Here is a 19,100-nt window from a genome sequence, read left to right as displayed (position 1 = left end):
TAAGGGGGCTAATTAACTTTGTCATATCAAAATAAACAAAAAACGAACAACATCATGAGCAAGACAATTTTTATTACAGGCGCATCAAGAGGATTTGGTAAACTTTGGGCAGAAGCATTTTTGAAACGTGGCGATAAAGTTGCCGCAACGGCCCGCAACATCGCTGCTTTAGAAGACCTTGTAAGTACCTATGGCGATAATATTTTACCCGTACAATTAGACGTAAACAACCGCCAAGATGTAATCAACGCTGTGAGTCAAGTAGCTACCCATTTTGGAGGCATTGATATTTTAATCAATAATGCTGGTTATGGTTTATTCGGTACAGTAGAAGAAACGACCGAGCAACAAGCCAGAGACCAAATGGAAACGAATTTCTTTGGACTTTTGTGGGTGACTCAAGCAGTTTTGCCCATTATGCGTCAGCAAAAAAGTGGACATATTATTCAAGTATCCAGCTTTTTAGGACTTACTACTTTGCCAATGTTAGGTTTGTACAACGCATCAAAATTTGCTGTAGAAGGACTTAGCGAAACCATTGCCTCGGAAGTAGCTCATTTAGGAATCAAATTTACACTCATCGAACCAAACGGTTTTGCCACAGAATGGGCAGGTGCTTCGGCTATCCAAACTACCGACAGTATCGAAGACTACGCACCAGTACGTGCAGCCTTTGCAGCCTCTGGCGAAAATCCAGCGACTTGGGGAAAACCAGAAGCTACCGTAGAAGCCATTTTGAAAGTAGTCAACAGTGAAAATCCACCACAAAGATTACTGTTAGGAAAAATCGCTTACTATGTTGTGAATCAAGTTTATAAAAATCGCCTTGAAGAAATTGAAGCTTGGAAAGAGGTAAGTATTGCCGCTCACGGACATTAATATTGATTCACTCAACCTGTCAAATCATTTAACAATTTAGAAAATAACTCACATGAAAAATGCACAAGAATTTCTCGAAAAAGAATCTTTAGCATTAACCGCAGCAACTCAATTTGCCACAATTGGTGGTAAAAAAAGAGCATATCGTCAGTTTGGTACTGGTGAACACCTTGTTTTAGTGAACAGATTTAGAGGTGTTTTAGACACTTGGGATCCACTTTTTTTAGACGGATTAGCGTCTCAAAATACAGTTACGATTTTCGACTATTCGGGTATTGCTCTTTCGGAAGGCGAACTTCCTTTAAATACCATTGATGTAGCCAAAGAAATTATCCAACTCCTTGATTATTTGGACATTCAACAGTTTAATGTATTGGGTTGGTCGTATGGAGGTTTGGTTACTCAAAGTCTTATGTTTCAGTATCCTGACCGAGTGCTGAAAACGGTTTTGGTAGGAACAAACCCTCCAGGAAATACTGAAATTCCAATTCAGCCTATCTTTTTTGAAAAAGCCTTGAAGCCTACCAACGATTTAGAGGACGAATATGTATTGTTTTTTGAACCATCTTCTGAAAAAAGCAAACAATTGGCTCAAGCTTCGCACGAACGTATTGCCCAACGTTTAGACCGCAGTCTCATCCCTGCCACTCAGGACATTCTGCAACGATACTTTGCGGGCTCGATAGCTTTTAGAGAAGACAAGCTCAATTTAAGGGAACGTTATAAAACTCTACAAACACCAGTCTTTGTGGTTTCGGGTGATAATGATATAAGTTTTGCCGTGGAAAACTGGTTTCCCTTATTGAAAAATGCCCCTACCATCCAGCATCTTATTTTGCATGAAACTGGACATGGTCCTCAGCATCAATATCCAACGTTTGTGAGTGCTTACATCAATTTGTTCCTTCAGCAAGCTTAAAGAAGAGTTTTTCGTATAGTTAAATACGTTAGATTTTTTGTTTCGAAAAATACCATGAAACACTACAAAACCCTTAGCGAATTGCATCGTGGCAATGGCTGGGCAATGCCCGAGCACCCACTTTTCAGTGTAGTTGGTTGCCAGTCGGGCTGTCCATTGGGCGACCGAGAATTTACAAGCGATTGTTATATGATTGGTTTTAAAAAGATAAAATCGGGCGTAATTCTGTATGGTCGTACCCCTTACGATCATACCAATGGCTCGATGATATTTATAAAACCTCGGCAGATTATCGAAATGAAAAACCTGCAATTTGAGGAAAAAGGTTTTATGTTATTGATTCATGAGGATTATTTGAATGGACACGAATTGCATCAGAGTATTGAGAAATACGGTTATTTTGACTATGAAACAAACGAAGCTTTACACCTTTCGCCCAAAGAAGAAGCGATTATGTGGGAACTTCACAACAAAATAAAAGGCGAATATCTCAATAATACCGACGAGTACAGCCGTGAGATTATTCTGAGTCATGTAGCGTCGGTACTCATGTATGCTCAACGGTATTACAAAAGGCAGTTTATCAATAGGGCAGAGGTAACGGGCAAAACTGCTACGAAGTTTACAGATTTATTAAAAGCATATTTTAAAAGTGGAGAGTTGCAAGCAAATGGGCTACCCTCCGTCAACAAACTGGCGGAGCAACTGTATCTTTCTCCACGCTATTTAAGTGACTTACTGAAACAAGAAACGGGCAAAACCGCTATGGAGTTAATTCATATTTCGCTTATTTCAGAAGCTAAAAATCTTTTACAAATTGCAGAGCAAGGCGTAGCCGAAATAGCTTATGAATTGGGCTTTGAAAGTCCATCTTATTTTACCCGCTTATTCAAAAAGCAGACAGGAATGACGCCTGTTGAATTTAGAAAAATGAGTTTTAATCTCAATTAATTTAACTATGTGGTCGATAATGAGAGGTACTGATTACCCCATTCTCGCATTTCGATAAGTACGTTTTTTAAGGCTTTTCCTTTATCAGTCAACGAGTACTCGACACGCGGAGGAACTTCGGCATAGACTTTTCTCGTAACAAGCCCATTGTCTTCTAATTGCTTGAGTTCTTTCACGAGCATACGAGTATTGATGCCCTCGATACTTCTTTCCAACTCTTTAAAACGTTTGGTTTCGTATATCAAAGCAAAAATAATGGGTAAAGTCCACTTACCACCGATGACATCCGCAGTTCTGGTAATAGGACATTCAATATAATTACATTTTTTTTCAGACATAAGTAGATGATTATCAATATTAGTTTACTTTTTGTTATTACTTCACATATTAGTAACTACTTGCAAAAGTAAAGTAATGGATTTTGTTTTGCAAATAAAAACGTAATACCATGATTTTAACAACACAAAAAGTAAGCGATAGTTACTGGAAAGTAATTATAGACAATCCGCCAATCAATCTTTTTGGCCCTGAAATGTCAGAAGAATTAATCGTCCTGATAGATGAGTTTGAAGCCGCTGAAAACCTAAAAGTCGTAGTTTTTGAAAGTGCCAATCCCGACTTTTTTATTGCTCATTTAGACGTGTTAAAAGCAACGGGCTTCCCGAAAGGAGCTGGAAAAACAGGACTTTCAAAATCTTGGCCAGACATTGCCAAACGTTTTGAACAAGCTCCATTTGTAAGTATTGCTTCTATTAGAGGTCGTGCCAGAGGATTGGGTAGCGAATTTGCACAGGCAATGGATATGCGATTTGCGAGTAAAGAAAAAGCGATTTTTGGTCAGCCCGAAATTGGCTTCAGTATCTTCCCAGGTGGTGGCGGAATGGAACGATTATATTTACTGACTGGCAAAGCAAAAGCATTAGAAATTATTTTGAGTGGAAGTGATTTCGATGCCGAAACTGCCGCCGCTTATGGCTGGGTAAACCGTGCTATTGCCGACGACGAATTAGATGCTTTTGTAGAAAATTTGGCTCAACGTATTGCGTCGTTTGATAAAAAAGTAATTGCAGAAATCAAATCAATCATCAATGAAAGAGCGGTAAATCCTAAAAATGAACAGATTATGGATACCCAAACTCGCTTTTTTGAAGCCTTGGCACAACCAGAGGCGGCTATTAGAATGAAAAACCTGTTTGCTAAGGGGTTGCAACAGAACAGCGATGCCGAATTGAATTTAGGTAGGTATTTGTAAGGTGAAAGGTTATTGCATTATTGGGCTTTATGCAAAAATATGAGCCATCCCTAATTTAGTGATTGTCTAAATGAGCGATTATTTTACAATTTATATTCTATCAGTAAATACAAAATGATTGCGTCTTATGCTGAGTGAAAACTTGGTAAATAATCTCAATTTTAAAATTAGGGATGACTCATGTTCGATTACATCTTATTCTTCATTATGGTAAAACATTCATGTTGTACCAAGCTTCCGTACTCCACAGATTATTGCCATTTTGACTAACAATCGTTTTTCTGTTTAAGTGGATATAAACAACGTGTTTACTTTTCATACCAGCTAGTTGTAATGTTACTTTCTTGCGGTCGGCAGATACACTTACTGATTTTACAGGTAAGCTTTCATTATCCAATTTTGGACCACCATAATCGCCAGTTGGCTTAAACCACCATTGACGAATGTCATAGTCTGACGCTTTTTCGCCAACACCTTCTTTCAATGGTTCTGTAAATTCAATTTCTACGCCATCCGATTTGGCACATACTGCCAGCATTTCAAAAGTTACTTTATTATTGAAGGTCATTTTTTGTAAACCATAACTAAATTTACCAGCGTGCCCCCAGTTGCCTGTTGAACCCACACCACCAATATACAATGCGCCGTCTGGACTCCACACAAGGCGATTTACACCAGCTTCTAAACCTTGCGTAAATCTAAATACTGCACCTTGATACGTACCGTTTATTTTTTCGGCAAATACTCTTTTGATTCCTCCGTGGGTTACATCTCCGTGAATCATTTGATTCTGATAAGGGCCTATATTAAGTTTGGCTGGCTGGCTTGGCGAATTACCAATTTCGTCTTGTGTAAGCCACACCACAGGCAGTGTTTCTTGACGATTGGCAGTACCTTCAAAATCTACCGAACGAGAACCATACCAAGCACCTTCTTGTAAATGAACAATTTTGTTGGCAGGTAACCAGTCTCCTTGATTATCAGCGATAAAAATTTCATTATCTACGCCTAAACCTATGCCGTTAGGCGTTCTTAAACCCGAAGCTACAAACGAGAATGAACCATCTTTCTTTGAAATTTTGATGGCTTTTCCACGGTCAGGAATTTGTGGTTTGGTACTTGCACCACCCGGATTGATGGCTGTAGCGAGTGTTCCGTAGAAATAGCCATCTTTATAAACTAGTCCAAAAGCAAATTCATGGAAGTTGGCCGAGACTTTCCAGCCATTGCAAATGGTTTGGTACTCATCAATTAGCTCGTCTTTATTTAAGTCAACTAGTTTGGTGAGTTCTTGCTTTTGCATGATGTAAATTTCATCATCCACCACTTTCAAACCCAAAGGTTCGGCAAGCCCATAAGCGATACGCTTCACTTGGATATCACTTGGAGAAGCCGCTTTTCGTCCGTCAATAATATATACAGAACCCAGAGAATCCCAAGTACTCACGACCATTCTACCATCAGATAGAAAATCCATTCCACCTACTTTGGGCTGAAAATTGTCTGGTCTTGCCTGCGATAAAGTAAAGCTTGGATGCACCGCAACTAATGGTGATTGGTCACCCGGAATATCATTTTTCTGAACCTTAATCGCTGTTTGTCCTGTATTTTTTATGGCAGATTCTTTATAAGTAAACACAGAAGGCGGTACTACTACAAAAGCCTTGCTACCGTAAGGTCGCCATTGCAAGGAAAGCCCTTTACCGTACAAACCTTGGTAATATTCTAATCTGAAAGGATGCTTACCTGGTTTTAAAATAATTTCGCCGTCGGTAGGTTGCAAACCGTGATTTACACCATTATCGATAATGAGTTTGTTATCAATAAAGAGTTTACCGCCATCATCACAAACTAATCTAAAGTCAATATTGGTTGTTTTCTTGATGTTGATAAAACCGCTGGCATAAATGGCAAAGTTATCTTTCAAGTCACCAAAATCTTGTTCATCTAAGTGCAAAGCATTGATAGAACCAGATTTTACAGGCAACATTTCATCATTTACTTCAGGGACTTCACCAATTGCATTGGCAAATTGATACACGTTGATGGCGATACCTTGTTTTTCGGTTTTAGCGGATTGGTTTGGTTTTTCTGCTTTGAGAATAATCTTATAGGCAGGTCTTGGCATCAGTTTACTCGCAGCTTGTTCTCTTTCTTTGGCTGCATCGAGACTCATGATGTAAGAAACCATTGCGTCAGCATCTTCCTTTTTTAGAGTAGGGTGTGGCGACATCGGGATTTGTCCCCAATTTCCAGCTCCGCCTTTGATTACCTTGGCAATAAGCGTATTGCGGTTTTGCTCATTGTTTTCGTAACGTTCAGCGATGGCTTTGTACGATGGCCCCACCGTTTTTACGTCCTGATTATGACAGGTATTACAATCACTTTTGGCAAAAAGATTCGCAATCATTTCAGATCTGCTCATCGTTTGCGTAGCTAGAGGTTGTTCAGGTTTTGGTGTTAGGTGAATAGAAAAGGTAGTTTTACCCGTATTGTTTAACGTCAGTTTTCCATCAATTGCTTTAAAAGCCTGATTTTGGCTTTGCTCATCACGTTGATTACTTATTGTAAATTTCCCATCTGTTGAATAATCAGTGGTAGCCAGCATCGAAGCCAAGTGCATATTTACAGATACTTTAGCATCAGTGGGTATATTTTTTACTGTAAATACACGTTCGTAACCCGCTTTGCCATTTCCTACCTCAAAAAATTCTGGTTTTTCTTCTACTAAAATTTTCTGACCTTGATAGGCTAATTCGTATTTCAGGATAACCTGATTGTTCAGAATAGTATGACCTTTGTAGTTAACTTCGGGTATAATTTGTTTACCGTTTACTTCGATGTGCCATGGGTTTTCGTCGGTTTCCTCCATATAGGTAATACCCGTTGAAATGGGTTGTGGGCCATGCGAAGAAGTGTAAACTGGGCCATTGAAATTGATTTTTCCAGACCAAGCTTTGTACAATGAAGCTGTTTTAGTATTGTAAGCAAGCCAAAGATTATTGTGTAAGGCAATACTTAAAATTCTAGGTTTTGAATCAAGTACAGAGCGTAAAACCCAAGCTTCACGAGGACGTGGATTGGGGGCGATAGTTTGTTTTGGGGATGGTTTAAAGCCAGTAGAAGTACTGCCTGAACCAAGACTGGCTGTACCAAATACCGCACATAAAAATGCGGTACTTAGCACAGCCAAGGGCTTGTAAGATTTCATTAAAAATTATTTTTAGTAACCAGGGTTTTGCTTTAATTGTGGAGAAGCGTTCAATACATTTTGTCCGATTGGGAAGATGTCTGTATGGTTATCTTTATCAGGATTTTTATCCCACCAAATACCAGTACTGAATACACCCCAACGTACTAAGTCTGTTCTTCTTCTACCTTCTGCCAAGAATTCACGCATCCATTCGTCAAGCATTTCGCGGTCTGTAAGTTCGTTACCACTAGCGCTATATAAACTTGGTGAACCTTCTGGGTAGTTACGCTTACGTACGGCATTCAAGAGTGCTGCTGCACCTGCTTTGTCACCAGCTCTGTATTTACATTCTGCTAAAGAGTAGTAAATTTCAGCATAACGAACTTCTGCATAAGCTGAAGAGATTTTGTTGGCGTCGCTACTTGGGTAGTATGGATACTTCACAGGGAAAATTCCAGAGTTGTTATCGGCATTGTTCATATTTGAAACTTTGTCGGCAATTACAGTTCCTGGTTTTGCATCAAGGAATTTACCAACTTGGTCTCTTATGTAAAGAGGGTATGGACCTTTGAAACCTCTAACAGTATCCTGCTTACCAGATGAGTTGACATAAGGTAAATAACCATACAAGAACATACCTTCACGCTTGCTATTTCCAAGATTTTTATATTTTTTCAAACGTAAGTCATCCTTGTATTTTTGGAACTTCACAAATGGTTTTCCTAGTGTATGACTATATTCAACTCCATCTACATCAAGACCTGGTTGCATCGCATATTTAGGGTTGGCATTACCAAAATCAGTAAATCCAAAATAGCTAGGAGCAAGGTTAGGTAACATCCAGAAATACATACCACCATCATACTGCCAGTGTGTTAAGCTGAAACTTCCCGGAAAACCGAAGATTGTTTCTTTAGAAGTAGGGTTAGTATAGTCAAAAGGAGCATCCCAACGGCTTTCTAATTCATAGCCACCATACACGCCATTAATAATATCCTGAGATACTTTAGCACAATCAGCAAAGCGATCTGTGCCCGTGTATACCTTAGCATTTAGATACAATCTTACTAATAATGCTGCAGCACCGCCTTTTGTCCAACGTCCAGCTACGTTATTACCCAAAGTGGTATTGGTAGAAAGTTGTGGAATGGCATCTTTCAGTTCTTTTTCAATGAAATTGAAAGCTTCCTGAGGAGGTACTTGTAAGCCACCAGCACTTTGTCCTTTTACTTTGGTAACGATTATGATATTTCTGTAAAAATCTAACAAACGAAGATTTAACCATGCGCGAAGTACCTTTAGTTCGGCAATCATTCCATCTACTTCAGCACGTGTCATGTTGAATCTAGCTGGGTCTGAAATTCCCTCCAAGTCTTCAATGGAGTTTGTTGCTAGTGTTACACCACCATAAAGGGCATTCCAAGGGTCGCTAGTGAAACCGTCGTTTGGCGTCCAAGTGTGGTAATGCACGCGCTGGAACTGACCGCCATCAAACCAGTCACCTTGGCGGTTTGGCGTCATCATTTCGTCTGAACTATTTTCTTGTAGCATGAATGTATTGCCACCTTGAATACTCCAATAACTGTGTTCAAATGGACGTAAGAAATCTCGGATTACGTCGTCACGTGTTTGGAGAAAGTTTTCTGAAGTAATCCTGTCGTATAGCTCTTCGTCCAGATTAGTACAGCCTATCGTCATTGATAGCAGCATACAGATAGAAAACCGAAGTAAGTATTTTGAAATAATATTCTTTTTCATGTTTTGAGTTTTAATCAGGAAATTAAAAAGTAAGTTGTAAGCCCATCAACAATTGGGTTGTAGAAGGGTAGTAGTTTAATGAACTGTTGACACCCGGATACAAACCGTTAACTTGTACTAAGTCTGGGTCGCCACCAGTGTATTTCGTGAACGTAGCCAAATTTCTAGTTGTAGCATAGATACGTGCCGATTTCATAAACTTAACTTTCAAAGGCTGAGTATAACTTAAGGTAATATTGTCCACTTTCAAGAACCCACCCGGTTCCAAGAAATAATCTGAAAGTGACGAGTAAGTTGAGGTACTGGTAAGTTTTGAGTATTTACCGCCATCGTAAGCTGAAGCAAGAACATTTGCATTTTCTTGTGTAGCAGGCGTACCCAAGTAGAAAGCATAAGTATTAAATAACTGATAACCAAATGCCCCACGAAGGAAGATACTCAAATCCCAATTTTTGTATTTGAAATTGTTTGAAATACCTGTCGTGAATTTAGGAAGACCGTTTCCTATAAATTGTTTGTCGTCGTTGTTAGCTTGATTTGCTGGGATGATATCGCCGTTTTTGTTGTACACCAATAATGCGCCACTCTCATTTACTCCTGCTGATTTGAGTGCATAGAAACTACCAATGCGTCTATCTTCTTGCAAACGTTGAAGAGTACCTGGGCTGCCCGGTGCTGGCATTCCTACTACGTCGATATAAGTTTGTCCTTTGAACAAGTCGCTAGAGAAGGATACAAATTTGTTATCATTGTATGCACCTGTCAAGCTAAGGTTGTAGCTAAAGTCTCCTTTATTTACCACAGCGGCACTTAATTGTAATTCAACCCCTGTGTTTCTCATAGTACCTACGTTGGCGAAGGTACTTCCCTGAATATTCGGAGGGTTCGGTACGTTGTAAGAACCCAACAAATCCTTGTTAGTACGCACGTAGTAGTTTATGCTACCGCTGATTTTATTATCCAATAGTGCAAAGTCAAGACCAGCATTGAAGTTGATAGCCTTTTCCCAACGTAAGTTGTAGTTGGTGTTTTGGCTTGGTCCCCATACTTGGTAAGAAGTACCATTGAACGGATAATAACCATAACTACCATAGGTATCAAGGGATAAGTAATTGCCAAAATCTTGGTTACCTGTTTCACCATAATCGGCACGTAGCTTTAATTCATTCAACCAAGAAACACCCTTCATGAAGTTTTCTTGCGTTAGGTGCCATGCAGCAGAAGCCGCAGGGAAGTAACCCCATTTGTTATCGTAGCCAAATTTCGAAGAACCTTCTTTACGAAGACTTACTGATAAGTAATATTTTTGATCAAAATCATAATTCAAACGACCAAAGAAGGCAATCAATTTAGAGCTATTTCTGTATGAGCCTACGTTGTTGATTCCTTTTTCTAAGTTCCAAAGACCTGTTCCTAATGCATTGTAAGTAAGTACATTTGATGGGAACTTCTCGTTGCTAGCGCTAAAACCTGATGCCGTAAAATATTGGTATGAATATCCAGCGAGTAGTTTAACAGAATGTTTTTTGATGTCTAAGAAGTAATTGCCTAACCATTCCACACTTTTCTGGTCATATTCATCCAACGATTGTGAAGCTGTATTACGACCACTACCATTGATTACTGGTGTAATAGTAGATGGTGTAAAGTTCATATTACGATACGAAGAACTTACTTCTCCAAAAGTTACACTAGTGTTTAAGTTTTGAAGAATATTCAACTTGGCAGAACCATTGAAATCCAACAACTTAAACTCTTGGTCAGCCAAAATATTCTTGGCAATTTCTACAGGGTTGTTGGCAAAAAATCCAGAAGTAATATAGTTGTATTTGCCCGCAACATCCTTAACTGATAACGTTGGGTTTAGGGTTAAAGCATAGTTAAATCCGCTGTAGTCTGCTCCACTTGTTTTGGCATAGCGTGGTGCTGCACTAAAAGTCAAAGCCACCAAGTTGTTAGCTGAAGTATGGTTGATGTTAACACGACCGCCGTATTCTCTTTTTGCTGAACGTAAGTCAATTCCTTCAGCATCTCTAAAGTCTAAGGAAGTGAAGTAGTTCGTTTGACCGTTTCCACCAGAAAATTGTAAGGTATGCTTTTGAGAGAAAGAAGGCGCACGACTTACTTCTTTCATCCAGTTGGTATTTCCACCAAAATCTACACCACGTTTATTCGCAAGGAACTGGTCTTTAGAAAGTACCTTCAATTCATTGGCTAGATAATCAAAAGTGACATAGCTATCATAAAACAAACGAGGTTCGGCAGAGCCTTTTTTCGTAGTGATTACAATAACCCCATTACTACCACGTGTTCCATAGATTGCAGATGCCGCACCGCCTTTTAGTACGTCGATAGATTCAATCTCGTTTTGATTGATGTTGTCGATATTTCCTCCGGGGATACCGTTTACGACAAACAATGGTCCAAGACCTGCACTACGTGAAGATGCTCCACGGAGCTGAATACTAGGTGAAGAGTTAGGGTCTGCACTGGCTGTGTTGGTTACCGAAAGCCCTGCTACTTTTCCTTGGATAGCCATCAATGGGTTATTGCCACCCACACGTAATAAATCCTTCGAACCTAAGTGTGTAATAGCACTTGAAACCTCTCTTTTGTTCAATGAACCATAACCGATTACGACTACTTCCTCTAAGGTTTTTTGGTCTTCTTCTAGTGTAATTTCAACCAAAGATTTGTTTTTTACATCGACTTCTTTGGTGAGATACCCTACGTGAGAAATGATTAATATTTTTGCATCAGAAGAAAGTGTTAAGGTAAATTTTCCATTACCATCACTTCTCGTTCCATTGCTAGTACCTTTCTCAAGTATCGAAACACCCGGTAAAGTACCTTGTTTGTCCATAATTTTACCAGAAATAGAGGTGTTTTTCTGAGCCAGAGCGGCTCCAGATATAGCTACAAGCATACTGAAAAGCACTGCAAAGGCTGTCTTTGGAGATAGTCCGCTTTGCAAAAGCTTTTTCGTACCTTGTGCCAATTTGTACAAGTTTTTTTTCATCAAAATGGTTGTTTAGATGGATTTTTAGAATCCATTATTGTTACTATTTGATTAATAAATTGGATATAATTAAAATTTTTTACGAAGTTCCTGCTTAATTTATTAATGGAATAATCGCTGAGTCTCAATTTAAAATCAATCTGTCTCAATGTTTATTTTTGTGAAAAAATAGTAATTACATAGGGATATATTTACAAAAGTTGCTTCACAAGCATACTTTAATACTATCATTATTTAGAAAGAATTAGGTGAAAAATCTTCTCATTACGATTTGTGGTTTACTCTTTAGTATGGCTTGTGCAGGGCAGGATGTTCGGTATTATTTCAAAAGCTATAAGGTTTCAGATGGGTTGTCGGGCAATGCCACTCGTGATATTATTCAAGATAAAAGGGGTTTTATTTGGATTGCCAGTCGTAATGGGTTGAATCGATTTGACGGAAATACATTCAAAATCTTCAGAAACAAACATGGTGACTCTACTAGCCTTGGCGATGATGCGATATCGTCTATATATGAGGCTAAAGATGAAAAACTATGGATAGGAACACATAAGGGTATATACATTTACAACCCTCTTACAGAGCGATTTACGGCTTTCAAATTGATTCCTCCAGGCGAGGTTCGGATGTTGAGAGGCGATTATAACGGGGGTATTTGGGTTATCGCTGATCATCAATTGTATCGGTATAATCAAAAAACAGGTAAAGTTCAGACCTTTGGTTGGGCAGGTTATACCGTCTCTATTCATGTTTCAGAGGCACGGAAAGTTTGGATTGCTAGTGGTAATGGCACGATTAGCCATTACAATGCTCAAAAAGGAGATTTTACCTCGTATGATTTTTCAAAATTAACAGGAGGGAAAGAGATATTCACCGATATGATTCTTCATACAGTTTCAGATACAACCTTGTTGGTCGGAAACATGAAAAAACTATGGTTATACAATTATAAGGCTGGAAAAGTTGTTGATATTTCTAAAAATGCCGCTCAAAAAGATGGCATTCATGTTTATTCCATCTTGCAGAATAATGGTAAGTTGTGGCTTGGTACAGAATCAGGGCTTTTTATTTTAGACCTCAAAAAACTTCAGTTTAAACATATCCAAAAAGAAAAATATAATCCCTATTCCATTTCCGATAATATTGTCAACCGGATTTTCAAGGATAAAGAAGATGGTATATGGCTTAGCACTCAGTTTGGAGGTGTAAATTACTATTCTTCCGAATTCAATCGTTTCAAAAAGTATTTTCCTTTACCTAACAATAGTATCAGCGGAAGTCTGATTCACGAAATTTGTATGGACCAGTACGGCAAACTCTGGATTGGTACAGAAGATGCTGGGCTCAATCAACTAGATTTGAAAACAGGTAAAATCAAATCTTTCCTACCTGATGGTAAAAAAGGAAGTATTACCTACCGAAATTTGCATGGCTTAGTAGCCGATGGCGACCGCCTATGGATAGGTACCTATGAGCATGGACTCGATGTAATGGATTTGAAAACCAATAAAGTTATTCGGCATTATTCGAGAGAATCCCCTCGATCATTTGGGAGTAATTTTATTGTCACACTGTACAGAACTCGAGAGGGAGATATTTTGGTAGGTACATGGTCTGGTTTGTATAAATACAATCGAGATACCGACGATTTTACAAGAATGGAGTTCTTTAATACTCAAATCCAGAGTATTCATCAAGACGCACAAGGTACACTTTGGGCTTCTAGTTATGGGAACGGCGTCTTTTATTATAATCCTATCACCAACAAAAAAGGCAGAATTCAATACGTGGCAGGTAACAAAAATGGACTACTTGATAACTATGTTAACAGCCTTTTCCAGAGTAAAAATGGCGATTTTTGGTTTTGTACCGAACATGGGCTTTCGAGATACAACCCAATTTTAGGGAAATTTAAAAACTATCGTATCGAGGATGGACTATTAGATAATCAGGTTTTTAGAGTGGTGGAGGATGATAAAGGAAACTGTTGGGTCTCTACATCCAGAGGCTTGTCCATGCTCAACCTAAAAACAGATAAATTCTCCAATTATACAGAAGCAAATGGGCTTCCTAGCGAACAGTTCAATTATAATTCTTCTTACAAGAGCGCAGATGGCACCTTGTTTTTTGGTACAGTAGCTGGGATGATTAGCTTCAAACCCGAATCTTTTATCAAAAACACCTATATTCCTGCCGTGTATATCACTGGTATTAGAGCCAACGGTAAAGAATTAAGTATAGCCGATAAGGAAGCATCAATTACCCAATCACCCATTTATACTGATAAAATTAAACTTCCCTACGACCGCTCCAACCTGAGTTTTGATGTAGCGCTACTCAGTTATGTTATTCCCAAAATGAATAGTTTTCAGTATCAAATGCAGGGCTTAGATAACCAGTGGTATAGCTTGTCGAGTCAGCGTAAAATATCTTTTTCCAAACTCCAACCTGGTCATTATGTGTTAAGGATTAAAGGAGCGAACAACGATAATGTTTGGAGTATCCAAGAAACAAAACTCAGTATCGACATTATGCCACCTTGGTGGGCTTCTGGCTGGGCTTATGTGTCATATTTTGTTCTATTCTGTACAATTGCCGTTGTGCTATTTAGGTACTATCACTTAGCAATTAGCGAAAAAAATAAAAGAGAAATAGAGACTATCCAGATTGGTAAAGAACGAGAAATTTATAATGCCAAAATTGACTTTTTTACGAATGTTGCCCACGAAATCAAAACACCTTTAACATTAATCAAAATGCCATTAGATAAACTACTATCTGATAAGAATACCAATCCAGAAACATTTGATAATTTGAACATGATTAAAAAGAATACCAATCGCCTCATCGACCTTACTAATCAATTATTAGATTTCCGAAAAGCAGAAGCAAATAACTTTAGTTTGAATTTCACCAAAACCGACATCAACGAGTTACTCAATGAGGTGTTTACGATCTTCAAGCCAGCAGCAGAACAGAAAAAACTAAACTATAAAATTGAGCTGCCTAGAATAACCCTACATGCCTATGTCGATATCGAGGCATGTAAAAAGATTATTAGCAATCTAATCAATAATGCTGTTAAATATGCCGACACTTCGGTGAAAGTAAAGCTCCTGCCATTTAGTAGCGATGATTTACTTTTTCACATTGAGTTTACCAATGACGGTTTTATTATTGATCATGAAAGTAAAGAAAAAATCTTCGAACCTTTCTTTCGACTAAAAGTCAATCAAAAGCAAGAAGGAACAGGCATAGGGCTTCCGTTGGCGCGTTCGCTTGCCGAATTGCACAAAGGAAAGGTTGAAGTTCATCTGCGTAATGAGCAACAAAATACTTTTCTGTTGTCGCTTCCTATTCATCAAGACTACGAGATGGATTTGAAGGGTAATCAAGAAGATGCTCAAACCGAGATATTCAGTAACGAAGTCATCGATGCCGACGATACAGGCAAACCTGTGATTTTGATTGTGGAGGATAATGTCGAAATTCTTAACTACTTGAGTCGCGAGCTAAGTGCATCTTATCATGTTATGCGTGCTTTGGATGGCGTACAGGCCATTGAAATATTAGAGCAGGAAAATGTTCATTTGGTTATTAGTGATATTATGATGCCTGTAATGGATGGTATCGAGCTTTGTAAAAAAATAAAAACAGATGTGCAATTCAGCCACATCCCGATTATATTTTTAACGGCAAAAAGTTCGATTAATTCCAGAATAGAAGGTTTGGAAGTAGGGGCAGATGCCTATATCGAAAAACCTTTTTCGCTAGAACACCTAGCGGCACAAATTACAAACCTGATTAATAACCGAAATATTATTAAGGAATACTTTGCACGCTCACCGCTGACGCATATCAAAGGTATTGCTTTTTCAACAGCCGATAAGCAGTTTTTGGAACAGCTCCACGCTATTATTGCCGAACGCATTGCAGATAGTAATCTGGATGTAGATTTGCTTTCCTCTCTAATGAACATGAGCCGACCTACGCTTTACCGAAAAATTAAAGGAATATCAGACTTAAAGCCAAATGAGTTAATCAATTTATCTCGACTGAAAAAAGCAGCAGAGTTATTGGCAGAAAACAAATATAAAATCAACGAGATTGCAGACATGGTGGGCTATAATATCCCTACCAATTTTTCGAGAGACTTTCAAAAACAGTTTGGGATTACCCCTTCTGCCTATGTGAGTAAACTTCAAAGTGAGAATATGCAATAAGGCTTAAAATGACAGTACTTGTATTGAGTTGGGCTTGTGTTTTTTGGGGTTTTTATTGAAAATGAGATAGTTATGTTTTTTGTTCTGGTGGATAAATTATAAAAAATTTCTAAGTTTTTATAAAATAGGGGTTGATATGACACAAGCTACTCTCTGTATTTTTCCAATACTACCTAAATCTTTATATCAAAAATAACCCTTTCCATCATTTTTTCCACTGACATTTATCACCGAGTCTTTGTGAGGAATGTTACAGAAGAGCGTAGAGGACTAGACTAATTTTGTTCTATCAAATTTCAATCAGGAAAACATTTTTTAACCAACTGAAAGTCATGAAAGTAGAACAAATTTATACAGGATGTTTAGCTGAAGCAGCGTACTATATCGAATCAGCAGGAGAGGTTGCCATCATTGACCCACTTCGCGAATCAAAACCGTATATCGAGCGTGCTGAGAAAGATAATGCGCAAATCAAATACGTTTTCGAAACGCACTTTCATGCCGATTTTGTTTCGGGACATATCGACCTTTCTAACAAAACTGGTGCTACCATTGTATTTGGACCGACTGCTCAACCTGCTTATCCAGCATACATTGCAGAGGATGGCGAAGAGTTTAAAGTGGGTAATATCAAAATCAAGGTATTGCATACCCCAGGTCATACGATGGAGTCTTCTACCTTTTTGCTGATTGATGAAAACGGTAAGGAGAATGCCATCTTCTCTGGCGATACACTTTTTATTGGAGATGTAGGTCGTCCTGACTTAGCCGTAAAATCTGATCTTACACAAGAAGATTTGGCTGGGTTATTATATGAAAGTCTTCAAAACAAAATTTTGACTTTGCCCGATGATGTTATCGTATATCCTGGACATGGAGCGGGTTCGGCATGTGGTAAAAACATGAGTAAGGAAACAACCGATAAATTGGGCAACCAAAAGCGTTTTAACTATGCTTTACAGGCCAAGTCAAAAGAGCAATTTGTCAAAGAGGTACTTACAGGATTAGTAACGCCACCTCAGTATTTTCCTAAAAATGCCGTAATGAACAAAATAGGTTATGCCAACGTCGATGAGGTAATAGCCAAAGGAACACAAGCGCTTAGTCCTGCGGCATTTGAAGCGGCAAGTAACGAAGAAAATGCCCTTGTGTTGGATGTTCGTGCTGCCAAAGATTTTGCTAAAGGGTTTATTCCTAATGCCATTAATATTGGTCTTGAAGGTCAGTTTGCTTCGTGGGTAGGTACATTGATTACCGATTTACAACAACCTATTTTGTTGATTACAGAGGAAGGAAAAGAGGAGGAGGCCGTGTTGCGTTTGTCAAGAGTAGGTTATGACAATTGTATAGGATATCTGAAAGGAGGCTTCGAAGCTTGGGCTGCCGACGGTCGTGAGGTAGATACGGTAGCTACAATTTCGGCAGAAGATTTTGTGGATAAATTTAGTAAAGATAATACGCACAAAGCTATAGATGTACGTCGTAAAAGCGAGTATGATTCTGAACATGTGATTGGTATAGAAAATGCGCCTTTAGATTTTTTAAACAATTATATGGCAAGTATCGACCGTGATGCCACTACTTATGTACACTGTGCAGGCGGTTACCGTTCAATGATTGCTATTTCTATCTTGAAAGCGAGAGGTTTTGAAAATTTGGTAGACGTATCGGGTGGTTTTAGTGCCATCAAAGCAACGAATAAATTGAAACTCACAGACTATGTTTGTCCTAGTACACTTTTGTAATTGATTGAATTAGCGAGTTGTGATTGAGTGATTATGTTATGTTTTACCTGTAGAGACGCAATGCTTTGCGTCTTGCGTCTCTACCCATTCATTCACAGCTCATTTAATTATTTGAGTCTTTCCCAAAACTCGTCTACTTTTTCAGGAGAGATTCCAGCCACCAATCCGCCTTTGATATTCAAATAGCCTCCATCACTTTTGACAAATTCTACTACTGTTTGCAAATTGACAAGATAGGATTTATGTGTTCTGAAAAAATAAGGAATATGAGAAAGTATTTCTTCAAAATGCTTTAGATTTCTACTAGCCAAAATTCTGCTTCCATCTTGTAAATACAATTCACTGTAAGAACCTTCGCCTTTTACCATCAAGATATCTGATGGACTCAAAAGCTTGTAGTTTTGTCCATTGGGTACAACGATTCTTTTTTCTTCCCAAGATTTTGAAACATTCAAATTACTTTGTAGAGCTTTTAGTTGCTGATTTTGCGATTGTTCCTTTTTGCGACTAAATCTTTCAACTGCCTCTATCAGTTGGGTGTGCTGAATAGGTTTAAGAAGATAATCAATCGCTGAAAACTTAAATGCTTGAAGGGCATATTCGTTGTAAGCCGTAGTGAAAATGATACCAAAGTTTACTTCTTCCTCGTCAAAAAATCTAATAATTCTAGTCCACTGTGTCCTGGCATTTCTATGTCTAAGAAAATTAGATCAGGTTTATGCTTTTTGATGGCTTTGATGCCAGACGGTAAGTCATTACATAATGCCTCTACACGGACTTCAGGGCAATATTGCTCAATTATTGCGTTGAGTAGTACCCGTGCTTTGGGTTCGTCGTCTATGATTATACTTTTTATGATGCTCATTTTTTGGGTGTTTTAGGGATATAGGGTTTAGTGGTTAGGGGTTAGGGTTTAGGGGTTAGTGAACAGGGGTAAAGGCACAGAGGCACAAAGTGTTTTTTTTAGGGTTCAGGGGTGAGGGGATAGGGGTTAGTTTTTTTTGAAAAAAAAGCAAAAAAAGCAAAAAAAGTTTGTAAAAACCGAGTAGATAAGGTTGGGGTCGATTTTTTTTTCTAATTGCCTATTGCCTATTGCCTATTGCCTATTGCCTATTGCCTATTGCCTATTGCCTATTGCCTATTGCCTATTGCCTATTGCCT

12 protein-coding genes are annotated in these 19,100 nt (G+C 38.5%); 6 read left to right on the top strand and 6 right to left on the bottom strand.

Annotated elements, in window-relative coordinates; all coding sequences use genetic code 11:
- Positions 1-54 precede the first annotated feature (54 nt).
- From BWI92_RS02870 to BWI92_RS02860, 3 genes are read left to right on the top strand one after another with little or no spacing between them, the layout of a single operon-like run.
- Entirely contained in the window at positions 55-879 is an 825-nt protein-coding gene (locus tag BWI92_RS02870) for an oxidoreductase (protein ID WP_095160628.1), read from the top strand.
- Between the two features lie 52 nt (positions 880-931).
- Entirely contained in the window at positions 932-1,798 is an 867-nt protein-coding gene (locus tag BWI92_RS02865) for an alpha/beta fold hydrolase (RefSeq protein ID WP_095160627.1), read from the top strand.
- A 54-nt stretch (positions 1,799-1,852) separates the two neighbouring features.
- Complete coding sequence (locus BWI92_RS02860; RefSeq protein WP_095160626.1) at positions 1,853-2,749, top strand: AraC family transcriptional regulator; 897 nt, start codon at positions 1,853-1,855, stop codon at positions 2,747-2,749.
- A 5-nt stretch (positions 2,750-2,754) separates the two neighbouring features.
- Here the strand turns inward: BWI92_RS02860 and BWI92_RS02855 are convergent, their stop codons facing one another.
- Positions 2,755-3,087, bottom strand: a complete 333-nt coding sequence (locus BWI92_RS02855; protein WP_095160625.1) for a helix-turn-helix domain-containing protein — start codon at positions 3,085-3,087, stop codon at positions 2,755-2,757.
- Between the two features lie 110 nt (positions 3,088-3,197).
- Between BWI92_RS02855 and BWI92_RS02850 the strand changes: the two genes are divergently transcribed.
- Positions 3,198-4,001, top strand: a complete 804-nt coding sequence (locus tag BWI92_RS02850; protein ID WP_095160624.1) for an enoyl-CoA hydratase/isomerase family protein — start codon at positions 3,198-3,200, stop codon at positions 3,999-4,001.
- A 205-nt stretch (positions 4,002-4,206) separates the two neighbouring features.
- On the opposite strand, the gene BWI92_RS02845 is transcribed toward BWI92_RS02850, so the two are convergent.
- The 3 genes from BWI92_RS02845 to BWI92_RS02835 are packed head-to-tail and all read right to left on the bottom strand — an operon-like array spanning position 4,207 to position 11,971.
- Positions 4,207-7,212 (bottom strand): PA14 domain-containing protein, encoded by a 3,006-nt coding sequence (locus BWI92_RS02845; protein ID WP_095160623.1) that lies wholly within the window; start codon positions 7,210-7,212, stop codon positions 4,207-4,209.
- A gap of 12 nt (positions 7,213-7,224) precedes the next feature.
- On the bottom strand, positions 7,225-8,952 hold the full coding sequence (locus BWI92_RS02840) for a RagB/SusD family nutrient uptake outer membrane protein (RefSeq protein WP_176464343.1): 1,728 nt from the start codon (positions 8,950-8,952) through the stop codon (positions 7,225-7,227).
- Positions 8,953-8,974: 22 nt separating this feature from the next.
- Positions 8,975-11,971, bottom strand: a complete 2,997-nt coding sequence (locus BWI92_RS02835) for a SusC/RagA family TonB-linked outer membrane protein (RefSeq protein ID WP_229362651.1) — start codon at positions 11,969-11,971, stop codon at positions 8,975-8,977.
- A 248-nt stretch (positions 11,972-12,219) separates the two neighbouring features.
- Between BWI92_RS02835 and BWI92_RS02830 the strand changes: the two genes are divergently transcribed.
- Together BWI92_RS02830 and BWI92_RS02825 are read left to right on the top strand one after the other, a co-directional pair.
- Entirely contained in the window at positions 12,220-16,194 is a 3,975-nt protein-coding gene (locus BWI92_RS02830) for a hybrid sensor histidine kinase/response regulator transcription factor (protein WP_229362648.1), read from the top strand.
- A 332-nt stretch (positions 16,195-16,526) separates the two neighbouring features.
- On the top strand, positions 16,527-17,939 hold the full coding sequence (locus BWI92_RS02825) for a rhodanese-like domain-containing protein (protein ID WP_095160620.1): 1,413 nt from the start codon (positions 16,527-16,529) through the stop codon (positions 17,937-17,939).
- A gap of 107 nt (positions 17,940-18,046) precedes the next feature.
- On the opposite strand, the gene BWI92_RS02820 is transcribed toward BWI92_RS02825, so the two are convergent.
- Together BWI92_RS02820 and BWI92_RS28805 are read right to left on the bottom strand one after the other, a co-directional pair.
- The gene (locus BWI92_RS02820; RefSeq protein WP_095160619.1) at positions 18,047-18,394 is read right to left on the bottom strand and encodes a LytTR family DNA-binding domain-containing protein; all 348 of its coding nucleotides are present in this window, start codon (positions 18,392-18,394) and stop codon (positions 18,047-18,049) included.
- Between the two features lie 179 nt (positions 18,395-18,573).
- Positions 18,574-18,804, bottom strand: coding sequence for a response regulator (locus tag BWI92_RS28805; protein ID WP_095160618.1), 231 nt, complete (start codon positions 18,802-18,804; stop codon positions 18,574-18,576).
- Positions 18,805-19,100 lie beyond the last annotated feature (296 nt).

The sequence above is a fragment of the Flectobacillus sp. BAB-3569 genome, assembly GCF_002270355.1.
Classification (GTDB): Bacteria; Bacteroidota; Bacteroidia; order Cytophagales; family Spirosomataceae; genus Flectobacillus; species Flectobacillus roseus.
The sequence above is the reverse complement of the archived record's forward strand: the minus strand, read 5'-3'. Positions and strand labels throughout refer to the sequence as shown.